17 protein-coding genes are annotated in these 25502 nt (G+C 52.2%); 5 read left to right on the top strand and 12 right to left on the bottom strand.

Going from position 1 to position 25502, the window contains the following annotated elements:
• Positions 1-375 precede the first annotated feature (375 nt).
• The 3 genes from crfC to proP all read left to right on the top strand — a co-directional run bounded on the left by crfC (position 376) and on the right by proP (position 5386).
• Complete coding sequence (gene crfC / locus AC791_RS00090; RefSeq protein WP_049838457.1) at positions 376-2718, top strand: clamp-binding protein CrfC; 2343 nt, start codon at positions 376-378, stop codon at positions 2716-2718.
• Positions 2715-3602 (top strand): diguanylate cyclase regulator RdcB family protein, encoded by an 888-nt coding sequence (locus tag AC791_RS00085; RefSeq protein ID WP_049838456.1) that lies wholly within the window; start codon positions 2715-2717, stop codon positions 3600-3602. The genes crfC and AC791_RS00085 overlap by 4 nt, the downstream gene beginning before the upstream one ends.
• 281 nt (positions 3603-3883) lie before the next feature.
• On the top strand, positions 3884-5386 hold the full coding sequence (proP, locus tag AC791_RS00080) for a glycine betaine/L-proline transporter ProP (RefSeq protein ID WP_049838455.1): 1503 nt from the start codon (positions 3884-3886) through the stop codon (positions 5384-5386).
• 62 nt (positions 5387-5448) lie between these two features.
• Here the strand turns inward: proP and AC791_RS00075 are convergent, their stop codons facing one another.
• The 9 genes from AC791_RS00075 to AC791_RS00030 all read right to left on the bottom strand — a co-directional run bounded on the left by AC791_RS00075 (position 5449) and on the right by AC791_RS00030 (position 19396).
• Positions 5449-6804 (bottom strand): HlyD family type I secretion periplasmic adaptor subunit, encoded by a 1356-nt coding sequence (locus tag AC791_RS00075; protein WP_049838454.1) that lies wholly within the window; start codon positions 6802-6804, stop codon positions 5449-5451.
• Positions 6791-8977 carry a type I secretion system permease/ATPase gene (locus AC791_RS00070; RefSeq protein WP_049838453.1) on the bottom strand — a complete coding sequence of 729 codons (2187 nt, stop codon included), beginning with the start codon at positions 8975-8977 and terminating at the stop codon, positions 6791-6793. Before AC791_RS00070 ends, AC791_RS00075 begins: the two co-directional genes overlap by 14 nt.
• A 106-nt stretch (positions 8978-9083) precedes the next feature.
• Positions 9084-10436 carry a TolC family outer membrane protein gene (locus AC791_RS00065; protein WP_049838452.1) on the bottom strand — a complete coding sequence of 451 codons (1353 nt, stop codon included), beginning with the start codon at positions 10434-10436 and terminating at the stop codon, positions 9084-9086.
• A 171-nt stretch (positions 10437-10607) separates the two neighbouring features.
• A complete protein-coding gene (locus AC791_RS20145; RefSeq protein WP_049838451.1) occupies positions 10608-12062 on the bottom strand; it encodes a hypothetical protein in 1455 nt (484 codons plus the stop codon).
• Between the two features lie 170 nt (positions 12063-12232).
• On the bottom strand, positions 12233-14371 hold the full coding sequence (locus AC791_RS20275) for a retention module-containing protein (protein WP_148677726.1): 2139 nt from the start codon (positions 14369-14371) through the stop codon (positions 12233-12235).
• A 295-nt stretch (positions 14372-14666) separates the two neighbouring features.
• Positions 14667-15008 carry a hypothetical protein gene (locus AC791_RS00045; protein ID WP_049838450.1) on the bottom strand — a complete coding sequence of 114 codons (342 nt, stop codon included), beginning with the start codon at positions 15006-15008 and terminating at the stop codon, positions 14667-14669.
• 15 nt (positions 15009-15023) lie between these two features.
• Entirely contained in the window at positions 15024-16970 is a 1947-nt protein-coding gene (gene lapD, locus AC791_RS00040) for a cyclic di-GMP receptor LapD (protein ID WP_049838449.1), read from the bottom strand.
• A gap of 9 nt (positions 16971-16979) precedes the next feature.
• A complete protein-coding gene (gene lapG, locus AC791_RS00035; RefSeq protein ID WP_049838448.1) occupies positions 16980-17681 on the bottom strand; it encodes a cysteine protease LapG in 702 nt (233 codons plus the stop codon).
• A gap of 41 nt (positions 17682-17722) precedes the next feature.
• Complete coding sequence (locus tag AC791_RS00030) at positions 17723-19396, bottom strand: hypothetical protein (RefSeq protein WP_049838447.1); 1674 nt, start codon at positions 19394-19396, stop codon at positions 17723-17725.
• Positions 19397-19576: 180 nt separating this feature from the next.
• On the opposite strand from AC791_RS00030, the gene AC791_RS00025 reads away from it, so the two are divergent.
• Positions 19577-21004 carry a UDP-N-acetylmuramoyl-tripeptide--D-alanyl-D-alanine ligase gene (locus tag AC791_RS00025; protein WP_049838446.1) on the top strand — a complete coding sequence of 476 codons (1428 nt, stop codon included), beginning with the start codon at positions 19577-19579 and terminating at the stop codon, positions 21002-21004.
• Between the two features lie 46 nt (positions 21005-21050).
• Here AC791_RS00025 and phoC read toward each other — a convergent pair whose 3' ends face one another.
• Together phoC and AC791_RS00015 are read right to left on the bottom strand one after the other, a co-directional pair.
• Positions 21051-21800, bottom strand: coding sequence for an acid phosphatase PhoC (phoC, locus tag AC791_RS00020; RefSeq protein ID WP_416202282.1), 750 nt, complete (start codon positions 21798-21800; stop codon positions 21051-21053).
• A gap of 118 nt (positions 21801-21918) precedes the next feature.
• Positions 21919-22824 carry a LysR family transcriptional regulator gene (locus AC791_RS00015; RefSeq protein WP_049838444.1) on the bottom strand — a complete coding sequence of 302 codons (906 nt, stop codon included), beginning with the start codon at positions 22822-22824 and terminating at the stop codon, positions 21919-21921.
• Positions 22825-22924: 100 nt separating this feature from the next.
• On the opposite strand from AC791_RS00015, the gene AC791_RS00010 reads away from it, so the two are divergent.
• Positions 22925-23992 carry an SDR family oxidoreductase gene (locus tag AC791_RS00010; RefSeq protein ID WP_049838443.1) on the top strand — a complete coding sequence of 356 codons (1068 nt, stop codon included), beginning with the start codon at positions 22925-22927 and terminating at the stop codon, positions 23990-23992.
• Between the two features lie 90 nt (positions 23993-24082).
• On the opposite strand, the gene AC791_RS00005 is transcribed toward AC791_RS00010, so the two are convergent.
• Positions 24083-24412 carry a hypothetical protein gene (locus AC791_RS00005; RefSeq protein ID WP_049838442.1) on the bottom strand — a complete coding sequence of 110 codons (330 nt, stop codon included), beginning with the start codon at positions 24410-24412 and terminating at the stop codon, positions 24083-24085.
• Positions 24413-25502 lie beyond the last annotated feature (1090 nt).

Below are 25502 nucleotides of genomic sequence, written 5' to 3'. Positions count from 1 at the left end.
CGATTTTTTAAAAGTGGAAATTGCTACCCTTAACTATTTCGGATATGGTGAAGCTACGCAACGCTATTAATTAGAGTGCGATTTCTTGCCAACCACGATTGCATCTGCACGTGGTCAGCCCTCCACATTATGTGGCCAGATATACAAAGATATATCCGGGTATTCATTAAAAATGCGCTACGCTCAACATCTTCCTGCTTTTCAGGGAGTATGCTATGTATTGTTCAGTCAGCATCAAAAAAAATATATTAATCAATGCCAGCGAGTAATATGGCGTTTGAACTATTTACCATAAAAATTATAGAAAACTAAAATTGGTAATAAAAGTCTGACAAATAAAATCAATAAAGTTTGCGTTAAGGGAAGACTTTAACCATGTACACACAGACAATCTATGAATTAAGTCAGGAAGCTGAACGCTTGTTACAGCTTGCACAGCATCATTTGCAGGCAGTAAATATTCCGCATTCTGAGGGGGCCGAAAGCGAGACTACTATTAATGGTAGTCAATACCGGCACCATTTTAGTGCGCAAGGCATAGAGGCTCAACAGGCTACTCTGAATAATGAATTACGTAAAATTACCCGTCTGGAAATGGTACTGGCAATCGTCGGTACAATGAAAGCGGGTAAATCCACAACTATTAATGCGATTGTGGGAACAGAGGTTCTGCCTAATCGTAATCGTCCTATGACAGCCTTACCCACGCTCATTCGTCATAATTCTGGTCAGAAAGAGCCTATTCTGCATTTCTCGCATGTCGCGCCTATTGAAAAGCTCATGCATAAATTGCAGAGCAGCTTAACGCACGTTGATCGTGACGTATTGGCTCAACATCTTGAAATCGATAAAGATATGGATTCGCTGCTCGACAGCATTATTAATGGCGTTGCTTTTGAAAAGCATTACCTGGGTGCCGAACCTATTTTTCACTGCCTGAAAAGCCTTAATGACCTGGTGCGACTATCGCGGGCGCTGAATGTCGATTTTCCTTTTTCTGACTATGCGGCAATTGAGCATATTCCCGTGATTGAGGTTGAATTTGTTCATTTATCCGGCCTTCAGACAAATCCCGGTCAACTTACCTTGCTGGATACCCCAGGGCCGAATGAAGCTGGCCAGCCACATCTGCAAAAAATGCTCAATGAACAACTGGCACGAGCTTCGGCAGTTCTGGCCGTGATGGATTATACGCAGCTGAAATCGATCTCGGATCATGAAGTGCGGCAGGCGATCTCTGCTGTAGGAAAATCAGTACCGCTCTATGCGCTGGTTAATAAATTCGATCAGAAAGATCGTAACAGTGATGATGCTGAGCAGGTGCGCGCCCTGATTTCTGGCACCCTGATGAAGGGCCTGATCGCGCCAGGACAAATTTTTCCGGTTTCGTCGATGTGGGGCTATCTGGCCAATCGTGCCCGTTATGAGCTGATCACACACGGCAAGTTGCCCAATCCTGAAGAGCAGCGCTGGGTGCAGGATTTTGCCGAGGCCGCATTAGGCCGGCGCTGGCGTACTGCCGATCTGGATGATATTGGTCATATTCGTCATGCAGCCGATCTGCTGTGGGAGGATTCACTTTTTGAGCAGCCTATCACGAGTCTGCTTCACGCCGCCCACGCCAATGCATCTTTATATGCTCTGCGGTCCGCTTCGCATAAATTACTGAACTACGCGCAGAGCGTTCGGGACTACCTTGAGTTTCGCTATCAGGGACTTACCGTCACGTTTGATGAACTACAGCGTAGCATTGCCCTTTTGCAGACGGATATGACGCAACTGCGAGTCCGACAGGAGGATGTACGGGATGAAATCGATCATGAAGTTGAACAATTGCTTGTTACGCTGGCCGGTTTTGTAGACCAACAGCAGCAGCAAACCCGACGGACTATTGAAGAAACTTTCCGGCCGGTTAATGTGCTTAGCCTGATGGGTATCAGCCATGCGGATTTTCGCGAGGACAGTGACAGCGGGCGTAAGCAACTGGTACTGAGTCATGAAGGGCAGGCCCAGATTATGCTAAGTAAAATTCGCCTGGCCTGTGAAACAAGACTTACAACGGCGCAGGACGCGGTGACGGATGAACTGACGCGACGCTTTAGCCAACTTGAGATAACCCTGACGCGCGCGCTCAATGATACGTTACGTCCTGTCGAGCAGCGGGTGAAAGCAGAACTTAGCCGGTCCGGGTTCGGTGTGCGTATCGGTCTTCCGGTTTTTCAGTCGGCCAGCATCAACGTCAACGCGCTACAACTATTTAATGATGTCATCTTCCCGGAGCAGAAAGAGGATGAGACGTTGACAAGAGCGGCTGGCATACGTGAAACGATGTCACGCTGGTTAAATAATCCTGGCTGGGGGTGGGATGATTATGTCATCGCCAGAACGCGCTATATCATCGATTTGACTGCGCTGGAGGAGAGGCTCATTCATCACGTCGATCATTTTTATACCCAACTTCTCGCCGCTGTCGCGTCGCAGGTGGAGCTTTCTGTGTCGTCAGGCATGAGCAGCTTCTTCAATGAATTTTCACACACCCTTAATGGGCTACAGAAAAGTTTGCAGGACAGTCTGGCGCTGCGTCAGGAGCGCGAATCAACGGTGAAGTCGTTGAGCCAGCAACTCCACCACAGTTTGACGACCGTACGATGGATTCAGGAAGACGCGTGTTTGCTGCGCGATGACATTCAAACTCTTTTTGCGGCTAATAACACATGAACAACGCCTTGCTGGATGGGCCTGCACGCCCGCTGGAATCGGTTTACGCCAGGTTTATCGTCGATTTGGTACTGGGGATTGATAATCCTCGTCAGATGGCACTGGCTCCCCAGCAGCAGCGTTTTCGTGAACGCTTAATGCATGAAATCACTGCTCAGACTCAGCTGCGTTCATGGTCGATAGTGGGCGAATTGAACGATAATCCGGCAATGCGGGTTGGTCTGGCGGAAAAGCTGACCAGTACGCTGGACCCGGGACATCTGGCATTGACTAAAATGGGCCATCATCTGCAGATCCTGCAACAGAAAGGCAATGTCACGCCTGGGGTACTGCAGCTTTATGCTGCGACTGGAGAGCATTTTCTTCGCCGGGCGGCGCATAAGCAGCGTGCATTATCGCAGCGCGGCCTGATGGTGCAGGCCGGAGAACAAAGCGATCAGGTTTTTACCCGCTGGCATGCGGGCAAGTACAGCGGCTGGTCGCTGGCCGGGCGCTGTTTTATTGCGCTGGAAGAGCTACGCTGGGGCGCATTCGGCGACGCCTGCCGCCTGGCAACACCAGAAGCGAAAGCGCTGCTCATGGATAATGTGCGTACGACGGCCACTCAGTATCTGGCACAAAGTATTAACGCCTCACCTGTTACACGGCATTTTTACCATCAGTGGCTGACTGCACCCGTAGCGCCTGCGCTAATGGATCATAAAGAGATGCTGTGCTGGCTTGGCAGTGGTTATGATCGTGAGCGCCAGCCGGTGAGCTGGTCGGTAACGCAAACCTGGCAAACCATCGCTCTGGGTATGCCGAGACTATGCTCGGCAACGCGTCTTGCTACCGCGATGGTCGAAGAAATTTTTAAGGACGATGATATATTTCCTGTGATTTAAGCCGAATTTTCAACGAATTACCTGACGTTATTGCCTCTCATTAACGTATCCGGATAAATTTCGTGAAGTTGATCACGTTTTTAAACGCTGGTAGGGTAGAAGAGATATTCATGATGTGAATGTTTTGGTTGCGCAGGCTTTAGCCAACCAGCATAAACAAACCTGCTACGCTTGATGAGTGAGTTGCTGATCATGCAGTTCTGCTCGCGAAAAACCGCCGTCGTCAAAGGGTGACGATGCGTTTGCGTTGGACGTTCAGGGCGAAAGTTACGAGGATAACCATGCTTAAAAGGAAAAAAGTAAAGCCAATCACCCTGCGTGATGTCACCATCATTGATGATGGCAAGCTACGTAAAGCGATTACCGCTGCTTCACTCGGTAATGCTATGGAGTGGTTTGATTTCGGCGTTTATGGATTTGTGGCATACGCGCTCGGTAAAGTATTCTTTCCGGACGCCGATCCCAGCGTGCAGATGATTGCCGCGCTCGGGACTTTCTCCGTTCCCTTCCTGATTCGCCCTCTGGGCGGTTTATTCTTCGGGATGCTGGGGGACAAATACGGCCGACAGAAGATATTGTCTATCACCATTATCATTATGTCGATCAGTACATTCTGTATTGGTCTGATACCTTCTTACGAATCTATCGGTATCTGGGCACCTATCCTGCTATTACTGTGTAAAATGGCGCAGGGTTTCTCGGTGGGTGGTGAATATACCGGTGCTTCTATCTTTGTGGCAGAGTACTCTCCCGACCGTAAACGCGGTTTCATGGGCAGCTGGCTGGACTTCGGTTCTATCGCCGGTTTCGTGCTCGGAGCAGGGGTTGTGGTACTGCTGTCGGCGGTTGTTGGCGAAGTCAACTTCCTCGACTGGGGATGGCGTATTCCGTTCTTCCTGGCACTGCCACTGGGCTTAATTGGCCTGTATCTGCGTCACGCCCTGGAAGAAACGCCGGCGTTCCAGCAGCATGTCGATAAGCTCGAGCAGGGCGATCGTCAGGGCCTGCAGGAAGGTCCGAAAGTCTCCTTTAAAGAGATCGCTACCAAACACTGGCGTAGCCTGCTGACCTGTATTGGTCTGGTCATTGCGACCAACGTGACCTATTACATGCTGCTGACCTACATGCCGAGCTACCTGTCGCATAACCTGCACTACTCGGAAGATCATGGCGTGCTGATTATTATCGCCATCATGCTCGGTATGTTGTTTGTGCAGCCTATTATGGGTTTGCTGAGCGACCGATTTGGCCGTCGTCCTTTTGTGCTGATCGGAAGTATTGCGCTGTTCGTGCTGGCTATTCCGGCGTTCATTTTGATCAACAGTGATGTCCTCGGACTCATTTTTGCGGGTCTGCTGATCCTGGCGGTGGTGCTCAACTGCTTTACCGGCGTGATGGCATCAACGCTTCCGGCGATGTTCCCGACGCATCTGCGTTATAGCGCGCTGGCCAGCTCGTTCAATATTTCGATTTTGATTGCCGGTCTGACGCCGACCCTGGCCGCGTGGCTGGTGGAAAGCACCCAGAATCTGATGATGCCTGCCTACTATCTGATGGTCGTGGCGCTGATTGGTCTGGTAACCGGTATAACCATGAAGGAAACGGCGAATCTGCCGCTGAAAGGGGCAACGCCTGCGGCGTCTGACCTCCAGGAAGCGAAAGAGATCCTTCAGGAGCATCACGATAATATTGAGCACAAAATTGAAGATCTCGACAAAGAAATTGCCGATCTTCAGGCGAAGCGTGACCGTCTGGTGCAGCAGCATCCGGTGATTAACGACTAAGCCGTTACAGCCTAAAAAAGCCCGGTCTGGCGAACGCTGGATCGGGCTTTTTTTATGCAGACTTAGCGCTCGCGAAAGGCCTCCGCCCGGGCACGAAGAATCGGCTTCATCAGGTAGGCCAGTATGGTTTTCTTGCCGGTAATGATATCCACCGATGCCACCATTCCCGGAATGATTAACAGCGGCTTGCTGTCGCTACCGAGGTGGTTTTTATCGGTACGCAGGCGAATAACGTAATAACTTTTACCGTCTTTATCCGTCACCGTATCGGGGCTTATCTGCTCCAGTTTGCCTTCCAGCCCGCCATAAATAGTGTAATCGTAGGCGGTGAATTTGACGATGGCCCGCTGGCCGGGATGCAGGAAGGCAATATCCTGCGGACGAATTTTGGTTTCAATCAGCAGCGTATCGTCCAGTGGGACAATCTCCACCAGGTCGTTGCCGGGCTGGATCACACCGCCGATGGTGTTGACCATCAACTGCTGCACAATGCCTCTCACCGGTGACGTTACCAGCGTGCGGTTGACCCGGTCCTCAATGGCTTTGCCCGATGCCTGGATTTTACTCAAGTCGGTACGGGCTTCGTTAAGTTGCGTCAGTGCATCGCTGCGATAGCGCCCGCGAGTCTCATCCGCTTTACTTTGGATCTCTTTAACGGCCGCTTCTGCCCCCGGAATTGACAGAGTAACGGAATCAAGCTGGCCGCGGGTATCAACTTCTGAACGCTGCAAACGCAGCACTTCGACTTTGGAAATCGCCCCTTTCGCTACCAGCGGTACCGACATGGAGATTTCCTGCTGCAGGAGACGCAAGCTATTGCGGAACTGAAGCTGTTTGGCTTTGAAGTCGAGCAGATCCTGCTTTTTCTGCACCAGCTGTTCATTTAAGCCGGCAATTTCATCCTGGATGCGTCGATTAATACTGTTAAAAAGCTCAACTTCACCCCGAGCAATATCCGGTGCTTGTTTAACGATCTCCGGGGCAAGGATCAACGTTTGCTGGTTGTTCAACTGTGCGTTAAGTCGCTGGATACGCGCCTGTAAGGAGAGCTGGTCGGCCTGTGATTCTCCCGCGTTGGATTTAAACCGCGTATCGTCCAGGCGCAGCAACGGCGCGCCTGCCTGCACGACCTGACCTTCATGGACAAAAACCTGCGCCACAATTCCGCCTTCCAGATTTTGCACTTTTTGTAGCCGGGAGGACGGGATCGCCCGGCCTTCACCGCGCGTGACTTCATCAATTCGTGCCAGTGAAGACCAGATAATCATGACTAAAAAGAACACGAATATAGTCCACAGCGTGATGCGAACCATGCGCGGCGAGTCGTCCAGTAACGCTTTACTCACTTCGCTGGTAGAGAATTGACGGGTTTTGCTGTCACCGGAAAGCCAGCTCAGTAGACGGTTAACGGTTCGCATGGATCTGTCCTTTTTTCAGCGCGCTCATCACGCTTTCTTTCGGACCATCGGCAATAATTTTACCGTTATCCAGGATAATCAGCCTGTCCACCAGCGACAGCAGCGACGCACGGTGAGTCACCAGCAACAGCGTTTTCTGGCTAATCAGCGTTGCCAGCGCCTTCTTAATCAGATCCTCGCTGGTATTGTCCATCGAGCTGGTAGGCTCATCCATCAGCAGGATCGGCGGGTCGAGCAGCAGCGAGCGGGCAAGCGTTACCGCCTGGCGCTGACCACCGGAGAGGTTCATGCCACGCTCGCCCACCTGCATGCTGTAACCGGAGGGATGGCGACGGGCAAACTCATGAACGCCGCTGATTTGTGCCACGCGCAGCATGGTTTCTTCATCGACATAGTTAGCGCCAAATAACAGATTGTCGCGCAGCGTACCGCTAAACAAATGGATATCCTGCGGCGCGTAGCCGATATTATGCCGCAGATCGTGGACGTCAATCTGTCGGGCATCAATGCCGTCAATCAATACGCTGCCTGTATCCGGCTGATAAAACCCGAGCAGTAACTTTGCCAGCGAGCTTTTACCTGAACCGCTGCGCCCGATAATCCCCACTTTTTCGCCGGGAGCGATGGTCAGTGATACTGAGTTCAGGGCGCTATTTTGATTGTCAGGATAGCTGAACGTCACATCACGTAGCTCAATGGCTCCGGAAAGCGTTTCACGCTTTAGCGGGACTTCCACTTGCTCGCTCTCTTGCTCAAGCACCATCATGCGGTCAACGGTGACTTTCGTCATCCTGGCGCGCTGGTAGCGGGTCACCAGGCTACACAGATGACTGACAGGGATCATGGCCCGGCGGGTCAACAGGTAACAGGCGATCAATCCGCCCATTGTCAGGTTACCGCTAATAATGATGTAGACCCCGGCTACCACAATACTTACGCCGCCCACCTGTTGTAACCACGAGGTAAAATTTACCGCCACATAAGACAGCGATTTCACCCGCATCTCCAGCTTGCTAAGCTGGCCGATGATTTGCTCCCACTGATACTGGCGATCGCTCTGGGCGTTATTAATTTTAATGGCATCCAGGCCGCCCAGCGTCTCGACCAGCATGGCCTGGCGCTCATTTGCCAGTTTGTAGGTTTTCTCGATAGTGGTCAGCAGCGGACGCTGAATAGTCCAGTTCACCAAAAGCGCGAGAGGGTAGGCCAGCAGCGGAATAAAGACCAGTGGGCCGCCAATAATGCCGATGACCAGCAGGATCAGCAGAGTAAAAGGCAGGTCAATCAGCGCGGTTAACGTGAGCGAGGAGAAAAAATCCCGCAGCGACTGAAACTCCTGAATGTTCTGCGCAAAGCTACCGACGCGCTTAGGCCGCATTTTCATTTTCATGCCCAGCAGACGCTCGAAAAGCGCGGCGGAGACGATGATATCGGTTTTTTTACCCGCCATATCGAGGCAGATGCTGCGTAAAATCTTCAGGATAAAATCAAACACAAAGGCGATAGTGATACCGATAGCCAGTACCCAGAGCGTCGCAGTCGCCTGATTGGGCACTACCCGGTCGTAGACATTCATTACGAACAGCGGCGTCGACAGCGCAATAATATTAATGATAAAACTGGCAACGATTGAATCGAGGTAGAGAAAGCGTGAGAGTTTTAACGTATCCCGAAACCAGTTTTTAGTGCGCGGGAGGGTCGCGCCTGGTTGTAGATCGTACTCATGCTCGGGCTGAATAAAAATCACCTTGCCCGCGTAGTTTTCCTCCAGTGTTGCACGGGATACGCGTATTTCACCACCTTCAGTTTCACTGGGTAGCAGGCGAGCCTGGTCCCGATCGTCCCAGCCGAGCAGCACGGCGGCGCGACCCTGTTTCAGCAGCACAATTGCGGGTAGAGTAAGCGCGGTAATCTTACTCAGAGGACGCTGGATAGCTCTGGCTTTTAGTCCGGCGCGCTGTGCCGCACGTGGAAACGTACTGAGCGTGAGCGTATAGGTGGAAAGCGGTAATCCGGCGGTCAGCAGCGTGCGCGTCGTGATGATGCTGTGCAGTTTGCACACGATCAGTAAACAATCTAATAGCGGATCATCATGCTGCTGCCGCGGGTCGTTTTTTATTGCGTTATCAGCAGAGGCATTGGGATTGCTCTGGAGATCGGAATAATCAGTCATAACCTGACCTTTATTGCTGTTGGAGATCCAACACCGTCATACGTAAAACGGGTTATTTCCGCATTTACTCCTGGAAATAACCCATCAATTATCTCAGATACAGAATTTATTTAAGATCGGGCAACTCGGTTTGAGTTGTTTGTATATTATCCAGCGGCTGCGATGCCGACGGCGGCTGAATATTCAACATTTTCAGTAATAACCCTGTTCGCGCGCTAATACGGTAGGTGTTAAACATTTCAGTGAATTGTAATTCAACATAGCGGCGCTGAGCAGTAAATACTTCGTTCTCACTGTCCAGCATATCCAGCAATGTACGATCGCCAAGACTAAATTGTTCCTGATAAGCCGTACGGACGGTCATGCTGCGGTCCGCATATTCTTTTGCTATCGGCACCTGTTTTTCGGCATTTTGCAGGGCATTCCATGACAGGCGCAGTTCTTCATTCAACTGGCGCAGAGCATTATTGCGCACATCTTCGGCTTCCTTCATTTTATAAGCATAAGAAGTTAGCGTTGCCTTATCACTGCCGCCGTTATACATGTTGTAGCGCATCCGTACCATCGCCTGCCATTCCTGACTATGACCGCGCGTTCCGTCAATGTTGTTATCCATCGTTCTGCCCAGTTCCATATTCACATTGGGATAAAAGCGCGACTTTTGTGCTTCGTATTGCTGATAGGTTGCCTCTACATCTGCCGCTGCCTGCTTTAGCAGCGGGCTGTTTTCCAGCATGTCTCTTTTTGCCTCTTCAAGAGTGGCCGGCACCGGGAACTTCATGGGCATCGTCAGATCGGCCGGCTCGTTTCCGGTCACGCTCTGATAATTTGCGTTGGCATCTTCAAGGTTGGTCTGCTCGGTAAGCAGGTTATTACGCGCCTGCGCCAGACGGGCTTCGGCCTGCTCATAATCTGCCTGCCGGCCGACGCCCTGTTCGGTCCGCAATTTAATTTGATCGAACACGCGCTCGTGATTTTTCAGGTTTTCTTCTGCCAGTGCGACCATTTTCTGACGCATGAGCACGTTAATATAATTTTGCACGGCGGTAAGTGCCGTCGTCTCGCTGGTATTCAGCACCGTCCAGGCACGCGAGTTTACCGTGGCTTTCTGACGAGCAACTTCACTGGTGGTCGCAAAACCATTGAACACATTCTGCGTTAGGGTAATGCTGGACTCGCTGCGCTGCAAATCCCGCAGATGATCGCCTGCCGCACGTGTGGTGGAGTTATCGGTCTGCTCCCAGCCGGTTCCGGCCTGTAGATCAAGCGAAGGTAAATACCCTCCCTGAGCCGACCGCAGATCGTGATCCGCTGAGTAACGGCTATTGGACGATGAACTTATTTCCGGGTGCCAGGCCAGCGTATCTTTAATCGCTTTCTCAAGTGTTGTCGCATGCGCTGCGCCCAGCGTCAGCAGTGACAGAGAGAGCCCTGACAGTAATTGGCTGCAATATTTCATAGGTCGTCCTTACTAACGATCTTTTCTCTGGACCACCAGAGAGGATGTTTTTAAATAATTAACGTTTATATTCCCTGCTCAGACAGAACAGGGAGGATATATGCCCGGAGTCCAGTACGGAGAGTAGTACGCCATTATCTGCCGGGGCCGGGGAGATAATGGCGAAAATGATTAACCGTGTAGTTCTTCCGGTTTTGCCATCAGGTTCTCGACCAGTGATTCATCCCCGGTATGATAGCTATCCGCCATTGATACATCGTGTCCCGGCGGTGCATTAACATCTATACCAGCGTGATGATCCGCATCGGTCATCGGCCCCGGCGCGATCGTCGGGATCATATGCGTAAGATCGTTACTGTCATTTGTATCGCTGATTACATCACTGAGCTGAATAGGATCATCCGCCGTCAGGATCGACGATACAGTGTGATCCGCGGTGACATGATCCGGTCCCGCAAATTCTGCATTCTGCCCATGGCTTGTGTGCTCGTCATGACCATTGTCCAGTAAATTACTGAGTGACGTATCCTCTGACACCGCAGAGTGTGTCCCCGGCTCTGCGCCCGCAGGGTGAGGTGATTCCGCCGCGTGATCCAGATGTAACTCACTGTCATCAATCAGTCCGGCAGTTTGATGACTGTCATCAGTTGTCTTATGATCGCCATTCTGCGTGTCGACCTGAGGGTGAAGATCGTCGGTTTGGACACGCTCTCCGTCGGTCTGCTGAGCGTATTCATCCTGATGATCTTTCTGCGCATCCGTCTGCGTACTGGTATCTGAGCGATCGTGTGTAGTGTCGGAACTGTCGCTATGCTGAAGCGAGAACGCGTGAGAGGCCGCTTCACTGTGCTGCATATCATGAGTTGCCCCCATGCTGTCATAAACAAAATGGGTGCCATTTTCACCATCAATAGTGAAATCAGTGTCATGCCGATCTTCGACGGTAGAATCGACGCTCATCTTGATATCGCCCAATTTACTCATGCCATCTGGCAGATTGACCGATACCTGACCATTAAACCCGGTACCGTTAAGCGTCAGGGTATAGATACCGTGATCCCAGGTCACTGAGGTATAATTACCGGTGAAGGTCGCACCTTGCGGAATGCCAGACAGCGTAATTTGCGTCAGATGCGCATCCGGAATGTGACTGTCCAGCGAGACGTGAATATCTAGCGTGACGTGCTGAACAGTATTCGGCGTTACCGTTGTGGTGGTTGTTCCTGACGATGTGCCATCACCAAATACGACGCCTTCAATATGGTTAGCGTTCTCGTATAAAGACTTACCGGTATTTTTATCGGTAATTTTTACGCCGTCATAGGTATTGTTTTGCGTGCTGTCATTATTATTTGAACTATAGCTAACGTTATAGTTACCACTATTACCCGCAACGAAAATATAGTCCTTACCAGCGTCGCCCTGCGCAACGCCACCGTTACCGGTTATTCCCTTCAAATCCCGGAACTGAGCCTGGCCTGGCTGCCAGTCGCCCTGCTGGTAATAGCCACCTGAATGGCCGTTAACAACAAAAATATCGCTATAGCTTTTAGCGGAATCATCGGTGTTGGCATTACCAGACTGATCGTAATATTTGATCTGCGAATCGTTAGCGTGCACTGGCACGCTATCGCCTGCGATCTTGCCATCGGGACTGGTTGGTGTCAGCCATATCCGAACGGCCGAGCCAATAGCAATAATCTTGCCATCCTGAATATCAAACCCGTTTGGATCAGAACTGCCACCGTTAACGTGGATAACCTTGCTGCCAGTTTGTTCCGCTGTCTGGGTAACATCTACTTCAACGTGGAGATTCGTGTCAGAATCGGCGTCAGCGTCAGCATCTGCGTCTGCATCGGCATCAGCGTCTGCATCCGCGTCTGAATCTGAGTCAGCATCCGCATCGGCATCGGCATCTGAGTCAGCATCGGCGTCTGCATCCGCATCAGCATCAGCGTCAGAATCAGCATCTGAGTCAGCATCCGCGTCCGCGTCTGAGTCGGCATCGGCATCTGAGTCCGCATCGGCGTCTGAGTCCGCATCGGAATCTGCATCTGCATCTGCGTCAGCATCGGCATCTGAATCTGAATCCGCGTCGGCATCTGAGTCAGAATCGGCGTCTGCATCTGCGTCTGCGTCAGAATCGGCATCCGCGTCGGCGTCCGCGTCAGAATCCGCATCTGCATCCGCGTCGGCGTCTGCGTCAGAATCTGCGTCCGCGTCTGAGTCAGAATCTGCATCTGCGTCAGAATCGGCGTCCGCATCAGCATCAGCATCAGCATCCGCATCGGCGTCTGCATCTGAGTCCGCATCGGCGTCTGAGTCCGCATCGGAATCTGCATCTGAGTCTGCGTCCGCGTCGGCGTCTGAGTCCGCATCGGCGTCTGCGTCGGCATCGGCGTCCGCATCGGCGTCTGAGTCCGCATCCGCGTCCGCGTCCGCATCCGCATCTGCGTCAGCATCTGCGTCCGCATCTGCGTCAGCATCGGCATCTGCGTCTGCGTCCGCCTCCGCATCGGCATCTGCGTCTGCATCGGCGTCCGCGTCAGAATCTGCGTCCGCATCGGCGTCTGCGTCCGCATCGGCATCCGCATCCGCGTCTGCATCAGCATCAGCGTCTGAGTCGGCATCCGCGTCTGCATCTGCATCTGAGTCCGCATCGGCATCTGCGTCAGCGTCAGCGTCTGAGTCTGCATCTGCGTCGGCGTCGGCGTCTGAGTCCGCATCGGCGTCTGAGTCAGAATCGGCGTCCGCGTCTGCGTCAGAATCGGCATCTGCGTCCGCGTCCGCGTCCGCGTCAGAATCTGCATCAGCATCTGCGTCCGCATCGGCATCGGCATCGGCATCGGCGTCTGCGTCAGAATCTGCATCTGCGTCGGCATCCGCATCCGCATCGGCGTCTGAATCTGAGTCAGCATCGGCATCCGCGTCTGAGTCAGAATCGGCGTCTGCATCCGCATCCGCATCCGCATCAGCGTCAGAATCAGCATCTGAGTCAGCATCCGCGTCCGCGTCTGAGTCAGCATCTGCGTCGGCATCTGAATCAGCATCCGCGTCGGCGTCTGCGTCCGCGTCGGCATCGGAGTCAGCATCGGGATCCGCATCTGCGTCTGCATCTGAGTCAGCATCGGCATCTGCATCTGCGTCTGCATCGAGTCAGCATCGGCATCAGCATCAGCATCAGCGTCTGCGTCCGCATCTGCATCGGCGTCTGCGTCTGCGTCTGAATCTGCGTCAGCATCTGCGTCTGAGTCAGAATCGGCATCGGCGTCTGCGTCTGAGTCAGAATCCGCATCGGCATCGGCATCGGCGTCTGAGTCAGCATCGGCATCGGCGTCTGAGTCAGAATCTGCATCCGCGTCTGAGTCAGAATCGGCGTCAGAATCTGCATCCGCGTCTGAGTCAGAATCGGCGTCAGCATCTGAATCCGCGTCGGCGTCCGCATTCTCAACGTCCAGAATCGTAAGTTGTTCTGGCGGTGTACCATCAGGGAAATCAAGGCCGACGGTAGGATAACCCGCGGTAGGATCGAGGATCTCAGCGGTAAGGTCGAGGACCACGTGAGTATGCGCGCCGCCGCCGCTTGCGCCGGCGAGGGCTACGTTAGCATCGGTTTGCGGGCCTGCTGCTGTGGCTTCAAGTGTTTGTGTCGGGTCCTGGCCGTTAGCGATAGCCTGCTGGAGGGCGGCAATCTCTGCTTGCTGATCGGTAACGTCATGCGTGGCGATGGCTTTTCCCTCCCAGAGGGTATCGCGGCCGAGATCGAGGATTTTTCCTCCGTCCAGGCTAATGCTGACGGCACCAGACATGCCGGTATCTACACGCTCGCCATCAAGAAGCTGGTCACCTTCGACGAGTAAGCGCTTGCTCCCGTCAGGAGCGATTGCGAATACTTGTCCGATTACGGATTTGATAATCCCCGCCACGCTGCTCATCTGCTTTCCTCTATGGCCTGCCGTTCATCAGTCACTTGATTGGTTTTTGAGCGCATCATACCAAATGTCCGATAATTAAGCATGGCTAATCTTTTAATGCCTTTCCATGAAAAGTAACACCGTGGTAACGAATTTATTTTGACGTAGATAAAGTTTTGGATAAGTAACTAGTGAGAGGGGATATTTATAAAAGAAGATAAAAAAGTGATTGTTAATTTTTAGCTGGCAAGGTAAGGAAATTCTTATGGCTAAGCCATTTCCCGCCCCTGCACAGACCAGGAAGAATGTAGTAGTGCTAAATTATACCGTCATCTTCATCCGCAATAAGCCCTTCCAGCCCGCTTAGGGTTCGACGTGCCTGCGCACGATGAATCAGCTTCATCTGGGCGGCAGGAGGAAGATCGGTAATGCTGATAGTGCCTTTGCTCATCAGCACTTCAATCAAATCTTCCAGAACACGAACCATTTCCAGATCGCTCTGACGCAGTTGTAATAGCGTTGCCGCTCTGGCTTCCTGCTTTTTGTACCATTGTCCGAGCTCAGGCGTCAGGTCGCTGCTCTGCTCCGTCATCCCGGCAAACGGTTCGTCTTCAACCTGAGTAACACGTCCCTCGATATCACGCTTGATATAGTGCATGGTCAATCTCCTTGATTAGCGGGTTAGGGTACTGGCATCACCGAAATAACGGCCCATTGCACCGTAGAGACCAATTTTCTCCAGCACAATAAGTTCGCCTTCCGTTTCCACGCGTTCGGCAATCAGCGGCAGGTTAATCTGACGGGTCGCCCAGTAAATGGCTTCAATAAACAGTTTTTTGTCTGCTTCGGTATCCATGTTACGGATATAGCTTCCGTCAACTTTGATCCACGCCAGCCCCCACTGCGGCAGGTTGCCGATCAGATGGAAGCGACCGCCAAAATGCTGGATGCCCAGCCGACAGCCGGTCTCCCGTAATTTTTTCATCAGAATGTTAACGCGCTCGGGGTCCGGCAGCTCGTTTTCGTCCAGCTCGAGAGTCAGGCGAGCCGCCAGCTGCGGAGCCTGTTTAAGCGGATGCAAGAGCGCGTTCAGGCTCGCATCGTCCGCCACGCTTTCGCCGCTAATACTGAGCGCCAGGTGACGATCGTTGTTCGCCATTTCACGTAACGTCTGTTTTAGCATCACCAGATCCATACGACGGCCCAGTGCCAGACGGTGTATCCACGGCATAAACCGGCCTGCAGTAATCATCTCGCCCTCTGGCGTTTTAATGCGCGCGAGGATCTTATGATGGATGATAATGTGCTGATGATTACACTCGTACACGGGCTGGGAGAAAAGTTCGAACGCCTCATTCTGTAATACGGAGGTCAGGCGCGTATGCCATACATGGTGACCCTCTTCGCGCTCTTTCCCCAGCGGTTCGCCGCGCTGCGTCGTGAAATAACGCATCTCTGTTTCAGCCATCGCCAGCGCCTGATCGGCCTGGGAAAGTACCGCCTGGGGTGTATCACCGTAGTGAAAAGGCACCTGGGCAAAATGTGCAACGGGCGTAATGTCGCTTAAGCCAGTGGCATGTAGAGCTTTAAGCTGCGTACTTAACATGGTAACCAGCGACTCCATCTCCTGCGGCAAAATGTCGGGCGCGATAAGGGCAAATTCGCCTCCTCGTACGCGGGCCAGCAGATTGTCACCGTGAAAGAATCGCTGCTGGATCTCCAGCATAATGCGCGCAATAGCCTGTAAAAGTTCGTCGGTCTGCGCACCGCCCATCCGCTGGTTCAGACCCATTAGATCCTGAACGCGAAGAAGAATGAGATGTCCGGACGCTTTTTCTTCATCGCTGAGTCGGGCCTGCAAGTGAATATCAAAAGCCCGACGATTGCTGAGACCCGTGAGCGGGTCGTGATAGGCTTCCTCGCGCAGGATCTCTGTACGCTGAGCCTGTTCACGAAACAGCGCTTTAAGCTGGGTTACCATCATATTGGTGGCGACAACGACCCGGCGCAGTTCGGGCGTTTTAGGCAGGGCAGGCAGGTTAAGAAACTCGCGGCGGCTGATGGCCATCGCCTGTTCGACAATATAGTTAAGAGGGCGCAGGCGACGACGCAGAAGTACCGTCATGCCCAGTACGCATAGCACGCTACAACCCACCAGCCACAGAAAACTGGCAATCGTGCTGTCCCACAGTCGTGCCAGAGCGAACATCGGATGGCTGACGACTTCAACGCGGGCCGCCTGAGTCCAGCCGCGCATTACAATGGCGTCGCCCATTCCTGGATTCAGCGCCACCACTTTCACAAACCATGTCGGAACGTGCGTATTTTGTGGCGTATCGCTGCGCTCAATCAGCGGCTTGCCAGTTTTAATATCCATGACCCGAATACTGTAGAAATAGCCGCTGTCAAAAATGGAGTTAACCATCAGCTCGGTCATCGTCGGATCGTCGATATGTGAGGTTAACGATAACCCCAGCGCGGTGGCAGCGTCCTGCGCGTGAGCGCTAAGCTGATTACGATATTGTTCACGTGAACTTTCCAGCGACACCACGAAGTTGCCGCAGAAAAGAATAAACGTAAATAAACAAATGCCAATCAGTAGCTGTTTATACAGGGACATGGCTACTTCCTATTCATTAATTTCAAATCCTTCTGCACGCATTTTGGTGAGAAGATCCTGCCAGCGGGAAAGGCGTTTGCTATCACCGACACGTTTATTTCCCCCGGCCTGTGGAAGCCATAATCCTTCACCGTTAAATGCATAAACGGGCAGGAGATCGGTTCGCTGGGTGGCGGGTAAAATAGCCGTTTTCAGGTTATCAAGCACCAGCGGGATCGCCTCCGGTGTTGAATACCAGGTGACGACCATATGTGCCTGATTTAGCTCTAACGCTTTAACATAAGTAATACGTAGCTGGTTAGCAGGGATCCCCATTTCACGTAATGTGAAATATTTTGCGATTGCGTAATCCTCACAATCTCCTGCGCCTTTACGTAAAAACTCAATGGGTGTGGCCCAATAATCCTGCTGGTGCCAGACTACACTATCGTCGCGAAAATTCATTCGCGAATTAAAGAACTGATTAACCAGCATTAATTTCTGCTGTACGCTGGCGGGCGGCGGATTTTTTAACAGCGCGGCCCATTCATTGATACGCTGCTGGGCTGCCGGAGAGATCGGACCATAAAGATCGCGGGTGCGAATAGTAATCGCATTAAAGTCCCATCCTGCGCCCAGCCCGCAAGGAATCGCAAGCAGCGCCAGTAGCCAGAACGATAACCATCGTTTCCGGAAAGATACAGGGTGAATACCAGTACGGCATTGGCTCATCGATCTGTTTCTGGGCGGGTGAGTCAGCGAGTATAGTCTGGCTATGCCTCATCCTTCAATGAAGGCGAACCGCGCCGTCGATATTTATTATACGCGACGTAGCCCGAGAGATAATGCTCAACATCATCTATTCTGACGCGATAGCTATGATGGCGAATAAAAAAACTGCCGACAATGCGCGCCGGATTTTTAAAAAACATGGCCAGTTCTGGCCAAAAAAAGCCGTTTGCCAGATAGCGAGCACGTATTTCCAGAGCTTCGTAAAAATCCTTCAGTGGAAATCCCGTCAGTAAATACTTATGTTCTGAATCAGCCAGACGCGTAATCATCTGCGAGGCTGCCATCATTAATTCCAGCAGCGTGGGATAAGTGGTAATACGCTGACGAACAAAATCAAGATGATCGCGAACGTTATCCAGACCAAATTGATAATAACGCTCCAGCGGGCGGTAAAGGGTCAGCTCGTTAATACAGTAGCTCAGCCAGTGGTCGTGCGCCTGCCAGTGTTTTTGCACAATAAAATAATCTACCGCTCGCTCAACCGTGGCCAGCCAGCGAGGCTCCTGCGTTAGTCCATAAAGGCGCATAAGCGCAAAGGCGGCTTCTCCGTCATAATAAATAATGCGCTGCTCGGCTTTAAGCGACAGGTCGGCCGCATTAAGGACATGAACAAAGCCGCCGGTCGTCGGGTTTTGCATAAAGCCGATACCGTTTGCCAGGCGATTCATCTGCGGCAGAAAACGCGTGTCACCGGTCAATTCGGTATATTTCGCCATCGCCAGAATGGTGACGGCGTTGCCGCCCAGTTTGATTTCATCGCCGGTATCCACCAGAAAATCAGCCTCGCTGCCGTCCGGCAACGTCCAGGTCTTAATTAACTGCGTAGAGAGATCGTCCAGCGCGCGCGTAATGGCGGCAAGGTGCGCAGGATCGCCGGTTTCCTCCCAGCCTTCCAGCAGGGCGTACGTCGAACTGGCATGACGAAGTGTGTTATAGGTCGGAATAGGGCGATCAAAACAGGGGAACCAGCCGTAATCGTAGCGCCCTGAGGCTTTTACCTGACGGGCCAGGTAGTCCGTGCTGCTATGGATCATATCTTCCGGCGCGCCGTTCTGCCAGTCGGCAAGCTGACGATAGCCTGCGTTTTTACCCGCAAATTCAATTGGCCAGGTAGCTGTGCCATCGCTGAATACTGCCCGGGTCGTGAAGCGCCAGAGTAACTGCGTCGGGTCATCCGGCCAGTATAATTCATGGTTAAAACGCCGACGGGAAAATGAAGACAGGTTGACGGCGTTCGGTGTCGCCACACCGACAGTTCCCTGATACATCAGCGCACCAGCGGCAATTTCCTGCTCCAGAATGGCGTGGGTAAAGCCGGGATCAAAGCTTAATCCAAAGCGAAAATAGTTGCGCTTGGTTTTACTGAGCTTATTTTGCAGCGACTCCCAGCTCAGCGGTTGAATGCTATTAACGCGGTCGACACGTAGCCAGCGCGGCTCGCTGGTCTGCCGCTTCTGCCAGCGTTGAAGCGCCTGCGCGCCGTTTTGCCAGGCCAGGTCAAAGGTCATGCCGCAGGCAATATAGGTATGTGCCCGCGCGTTGCCATCACTGATACTGAAAAAAATGACCTGCCCCGGATAAGGCGCTGGAAGGGCGGGGACGTCCAGTTGCTCTGCGGCCGGGCGAATACGCGCCAGTAAATGACTTAGTGACATTTTGTCTCCAGGCATCCTGTATAAAGCGTCTGATTTGCCGGGAGTTATAACATACATTGATATATTGAAATATGACTGCCAACACTTTACGCCGCTGCCGATCATCGCCAGCGCTGGCAGAAGGCGTTATTCTGTCGCAAAAATAATGCGATGTCAGGACGCCAGTAAAGAGGATGGGCCATGAGCGAAGGCGATATAATGAACGGGAACGGAATGCCGCTGGCTTTCTGGTCTGCCAGTGACGTCGTGCAGGCGACATCCGGTACCTGGGTCCGTCAGCCTCCTGACGGCTGGGCTGCAACGGGAGTATCCATTTTTGCCCCCGCCATCCAGCCCGGTAATATGGCGCTGGTGCGTTCCGCTACTGATAACTGCGGAATGCTCGCAAGCGTGATAGCCAGAATGCCCACGCCGCCGTCCTGTATCATTACCACCGATCCACAACTTTCTCATTTCGATCACCTCCCACTTCTTCAGGTCGCTGATGGTACGGAAGCCCTGCTGGCCATGGGCCGCTACGCGCGTAATAAGATGAGTGGTAACGTTATTGGCGTGACTGGCAGCGCAGGTAAAACGACCTGCGTGGCGATGCTGGCGTCCGCACTTTCCGCATGGGGTGCGGTGGGGCAAAGTCGATTGACGGCCAATCTTCCACGCGGCGTGGCGTGGAACCTGGCGTCTGTTCCGTGGGATACGCCGAACGTAGTGATTGAAATGGCGATTGGGCGTATGGGCGTCAGTTCACGCATGGCGCGTCCCAAAATAGCAATTTTTACCAATATTCAGCCTGCGCACCTCGGTGAAAAGCATACGCTGCGTGATATTGCGCGCACCAAAAGCGCTATTTTCTGGGGGATGGCGGCTGGTGATACGGCCGTTCTTAACCGGGATATGCTGGAGTGGGAGACGGTGCAGGAAGAGGCGCTGCGACGTAAGCTTACAATTGTGACCTACGGTCGTCATCCGCAGAGCGACAGTCAGTTACGGCACTACGATCCCGTGACCCGTCAGGTCATTGCCGATATTGACGGTCAGCAGGTAGCGTACACACTGTCCGCCAGCGGTGAGCATATGGCAATCAATAGCCTGGCCGTACTGACTGCTGTCGCCGCGCTGGGCTATCCGCTGGCGCCGGCGATCGGCAAAGTGACGGCGTTTACCCCCCTGGCCGGTCGGGGGCGAGAGATAATGGTAGAGGCAGAAGGTCGCAGATTTACCCTGATTGACGATGCCTACAATGCCAATCCTGGATCTATGAGCGCGGCGCTGGCAAATCTGGATAGCAAACAAACGGCCACGCGCAAAATCGCGATATTAGGTGAAATGGCTGATTTAGGCACCGATGCGCTAAGTTATCATACTGCGCTGGCCGATATCATTAATCGCAGCCATATCGACAAGGTTTATCTTATTGGCGAACAGTATGCCGGATGCTGGCAGGCGCTTGATGACGTTAAAAAAGGGCGCTATTTTTCTGCGGTCGCAGACATTCGGACGGAGTTATTTAGCCTGTTGCAACATGGCGATACGCTGTTATTAAAAGGCTCGCACAGCGCGAATATTCATCAACTGGTGGAATGGATCATCGCGAACAACGAGAAAGCATAACGCACGTAATAGTAAACCGGGCTGCCGCCCGGTTTATGATTCGTGATTACTGTTTTTCCAGCCCGGTAAATTCTTGTTTTGCTTTTTCAAGCTGCTGTGTGAACTGCGGGTTAGAGTGCAGCGTTGCTACTACGGCCGAGCCGACAATACGCGCCGCATCGACATCGCTCTGCCAGTGATAGCCGCAAATCACCCGGCTCTGACCTAATTCGTAACCCCGCTTCAGGATCTTATCCTGATCGGACGGATTGATTTCCGTCAGTACCAGCGCAGTTGCCCAGCCAATAGAGGTGTGCCCTGATGGATACGAGCCGTTAGTGGACAGTTTTTCCTGATCTTTGGTATTACAGGTCGGCACGCCATAAAATGCGAACGGCCTGATGCGCATATATTTCTCTTTTGCGCCACGGGTTGCCAGGTCACCCGCATCTTCAATCATATTGGTTAAAAGCTTATAAATTTCAGGCGAATCTTTCTGTGTAATAGGATGGCCGAACGCTTCTGAAAATGCGTTAGCCACACCGCCTGCCGCCAGATCGGCATCGGCCGCAGCCTGTTTACCACGCTCGGTATTGCGCAGCAGACGGCCTTTTTCGTACATCGCCTGGTCATTTAAAAACTGAATGCTGCCTGCTTCCGGCGGAGGCGGTAACAGCGCCAGGCTATTAATCGCCTGCTCATTTTTCAGATAATATAAGTCAGGTTTGGTGGTTACATCATCGCCTGGTGCAGATAATGCGAAAACGTTAAAGGATAATAAAGAAAGTCCCAGTGGTAATAATACTCTTTTCATAATAGCCCTTAGCATTTTGTCGTTATATAAGCTTGTATATTTTAGCTTTTTTGCAAAAAATGGCTGTGACTGAGATCTCACTTGAAACAAAACTGTAACAATTAAAAAGATAGCGAACTTATTATTCGCCGATCGCTAACGCTGCCAGCGCTGTCAATAACGAATCAACTTTGGGCAGCAATTGTTTACGGCGCGGCCAGACCAACGAGAGCGGCAGTCCGTCCGGCTGCTGCTCCGGCAAAATAATTTCCAGCTCGCCGCGGGCGAGGGGCTCGCGGATGAGCCACGACGGCATCTGCGCCACGCCAAGCCCACCGCAAAGCGCCTGTACCTGGGCATCAACATCGCCCAGTGCCATTGAATACGACATATTACGCCAGTTGGGGTGGCCATCCGGAGTATGAAACAGCCAGGGTTTAGTACTACCGTCGGCACGTTCATAGCCAATAGCCCGATGCTGCAACAGTTCACGTTCACTGGTTGGACGCCCGGCGCGCGCAAGATAGTCAGGAGAGGCACAAAATACCATCCGCTCGCGCCCCAGATGGCGACTGCCGAGCGATACAGGCAGATCGACCGACCCGCCAATTCGCACCGCCACATCAATCCCCTCGTCGAACAAATCAATAAAACGGTCGGAGAACGTGACGCTAAGTTCAACATCAGGATGCTGCTGGCAAAAAGGAATCAGCAACGGCATAACGCCCAGCCGTCCGTAAGTGCTGGGTACCGCCAGCCGCAGCCGCCCTGAAGGAATAGTGCGCTGCGCCGTTAATATCGCCTCAGCTTCCGCCAGTTCTTCCATAATGCGCAGGCAGGTCTGGTAATACGCCTTTCCTGCATCGGTGAGTTTCAACGTGCGCGTCGTGCGTTCCAGCAGGCGCGATCCCAGCCTGTCCTCGAGCCGTGCCAGACTTTTGCTCACTGCGGAACTGGTGACGTGCAGGCGTTCTGCCGCTGCGGTAAAGCTGCCGCTTTCTACGCTTACTACGAAAGGCACAATATCTTTAAGTCGCTGGTCGCGCATGATTGATGAACTTAAGTTGAAAATGTCATGAATTTATAGCTGAGATAAGAATTTAATTCTCTACTAATCTAATGAGCATCGCAAATTAAGGAGAACAACCATGCAAAAACAAGCACTGATTGTCGGCATTAGCGGCGTTATTGGACGCGCACTGGCCGAAAAATTACAGCATGAAGGCTGGCAGGTAACCGGATTGTCCCGCGGTCGCGGAGCTGTACCAGAAAACTGCCGCAGCCTGACTGCCGATCTGACCGACGCTGATGCAGTACGCGAGGCGCTGTCGGCAGAAAAGCCGGATGCGGTCTTCTTTAGTGTCTGGGCACGTCAGGAAAATGAAAAAGAGAACATTCGCGTTAATGGCGCAATGGTGCGCAATGTCATCGACGCGCTGGGCGAACGGCTACAGGGTGCGCATGTTGCGCTGGTGACCGGCCTGAAGCACTACCTGGGTCCGTTTGAAGCTTACGGGAAAGGTGCGGTTCCGGTGACCCCGTTTCGTGAAGAACAGGGGCGTCAACCCGTCGATAATTTCTATTATGCGCAGGAAGACGAGCTTTTCGCCGGTGCAGAAAAATACGGCTACCGGTGGAGCGTGCACCGTCCGCACACCATTATTGGTTACGCCATCGGTAACGCGATGAACATGGGTCAGACGCTGGCGGTCTACGCGACGTTGTGTCGTGAAAAAGGCTGGCCTTTTATCTTCCCCGGTTCGCCTGAACAGTGGAACGGCCTGGTCGATATGACCGATGCGGGTCTGCTGGCAGAGCAACTGCTGTGGGCGGCAACCTCTGAGAATGCCGCCAATGAGGACTTCAACGCAGTGAACGGCGATGTGTTCCGCTGGAACTGGTTGTGGCCGCAGCTGGCGGCGTATTTTGGTGTTGAAGCCGCAGATTATCCGGCGCAGATGATGCCGCTGGACGGGCGGATGCAGGAGGCAGCCGATATCTGGCGCGAGGTGGCAGAACGCCATCAGTTGCGTGAAGCAGACATCACGAAACTGGCATCGTGGTGGCATACGGACGCTGATTTGGGTCGCCCTATGGAAGCCTTTACGGATATGAGTAAAAGCCGCAAAGCCGGCTTTACCGGCTACCGCTCGACGCTCGATTCGTTTACTCAGCTGTTTGATAAGCTGAAAGAACAGAACGTGATCCCGAAGTAACTCTGAACCCGCCTCGCTGGCGGGTTATTTAATCAGGGAGTCTTGTATCACGAATGCTATTTTATGCAATATCACGATCCCGCGTTAGCATCACAAAATATCTTTTACGCCTTTCACCAGCCCGCCCACCAGAATGACGATAGAAAAAAAGCTGAAAAACAGAAGCGCTATAAAAGCGACTTTACCGGTTTGCTTAGATTTAAATTTTTCGAGTACCATCTTTACCGTCGTAACACAGGCCAGTATGGAGAGCGCACCGGCAATATTGTAGGTAAACCAGCCAATATACGGATAACCATTTTTTATTAAGTACACGCCTAAAACCGCAATCGCGACACACACGAATGTATCTTTATAGAGATCAAAAATAGACTTTCTAAACTCAATCGACAGGACGCTAAAATCTATGTTATCCGACATCTCTTTTCCCTGCGCTATGATGGCTTTACGTATTTATAAATAAAACCAATGTGGTTTCCACAGGAAGTTAGACCTTGAGGCACTTTTTACATCATTATTGTGAATGTAATTATTCTTATTATTTGTATTAGTGATGCAAAATCTACGTAGTCAAGAAACCAACGGTCAGCCAACCGTGTATTTATTCGTTGAATATATCCAGCCGTTAATCGTTTTTACATAAGGTAGGCTGATTTTTTTATTTAAATGCCGCAGAGACTTACGCTGTGCACTAGGCGTAAAAGGTAAGGGTAGCTTCTTTTATTATTTATATTGTGAATGTGTTAAATGAATTTCCCGCCATTGATGTGATTTAATAGTCAATATGATTTTTGGAGTTTTAATTTATTTGCATCTCTTTGATGAACTATTGATCTTTATCAGTTATCAATGTCAGTTGTTCATTCCACAATATTATTTATGAGTACATGTCAGTGATGGTCACAGTCATTGCCCGCTGTCGGTGAAGGCATGCAATACCAACGTTAGGGCGCTGCCGCCAGTAGTATCTTGTCCGGATAATAGCCGCTAATGCCAACCATGACTGAATTATCCGCGTATCTCAATATCCGACAGGATGAATATCGTTATCTGCTACTGGATCCGCTGACGCGGGTTGCATCATAGGATCCGTTACACCCGGCCCGCCTGAATGATGCCACGGGAAGGGGGACGCTTCGTCGGGTACTGCGCCCGGATCTGGCCTGGTCGCCGGAACATTGCCCGCTGTTGTTATGCCTGGCATCCCCAGGCGAACTCTGCGCCTGTTGTCCGCCTGGCATGACGTCATGACAACCCTGCCCTGCGGTTTACGCAGCTGATGCAGAGTCTCCCCGATGAGACATGGCAGGAACTGCGTCATCTGCCCCCGCCACTAAAAGGATGTTGAGAATGAACATGAAAGCGCAGTCCGACAAAAATATCGCCGCCAGCCAGCGGGCGGCGATCCTCCCTTCAGGCTGTAAAGCCTGCGAGCGCCAGGGCGTGGCGATTTATCCGCTGCGGGTGGCGGCGGTCCCCCGGCGTCTGGTGAGTCCGGGGTGGCTGCCGG

It is taken from the genome of Klebsiella sp. RIT-PI-d (assembly GCF_001187865.1).
Classification (GTDB): Bacteria; Pseudomonadota; Gammaproteobacteria; order Enterobacterales; family Enterobacteriaceae; genus Superficieibacter.
This window is presented reverse-complemented; position numbering and strand designations above follow the sequence as displayed.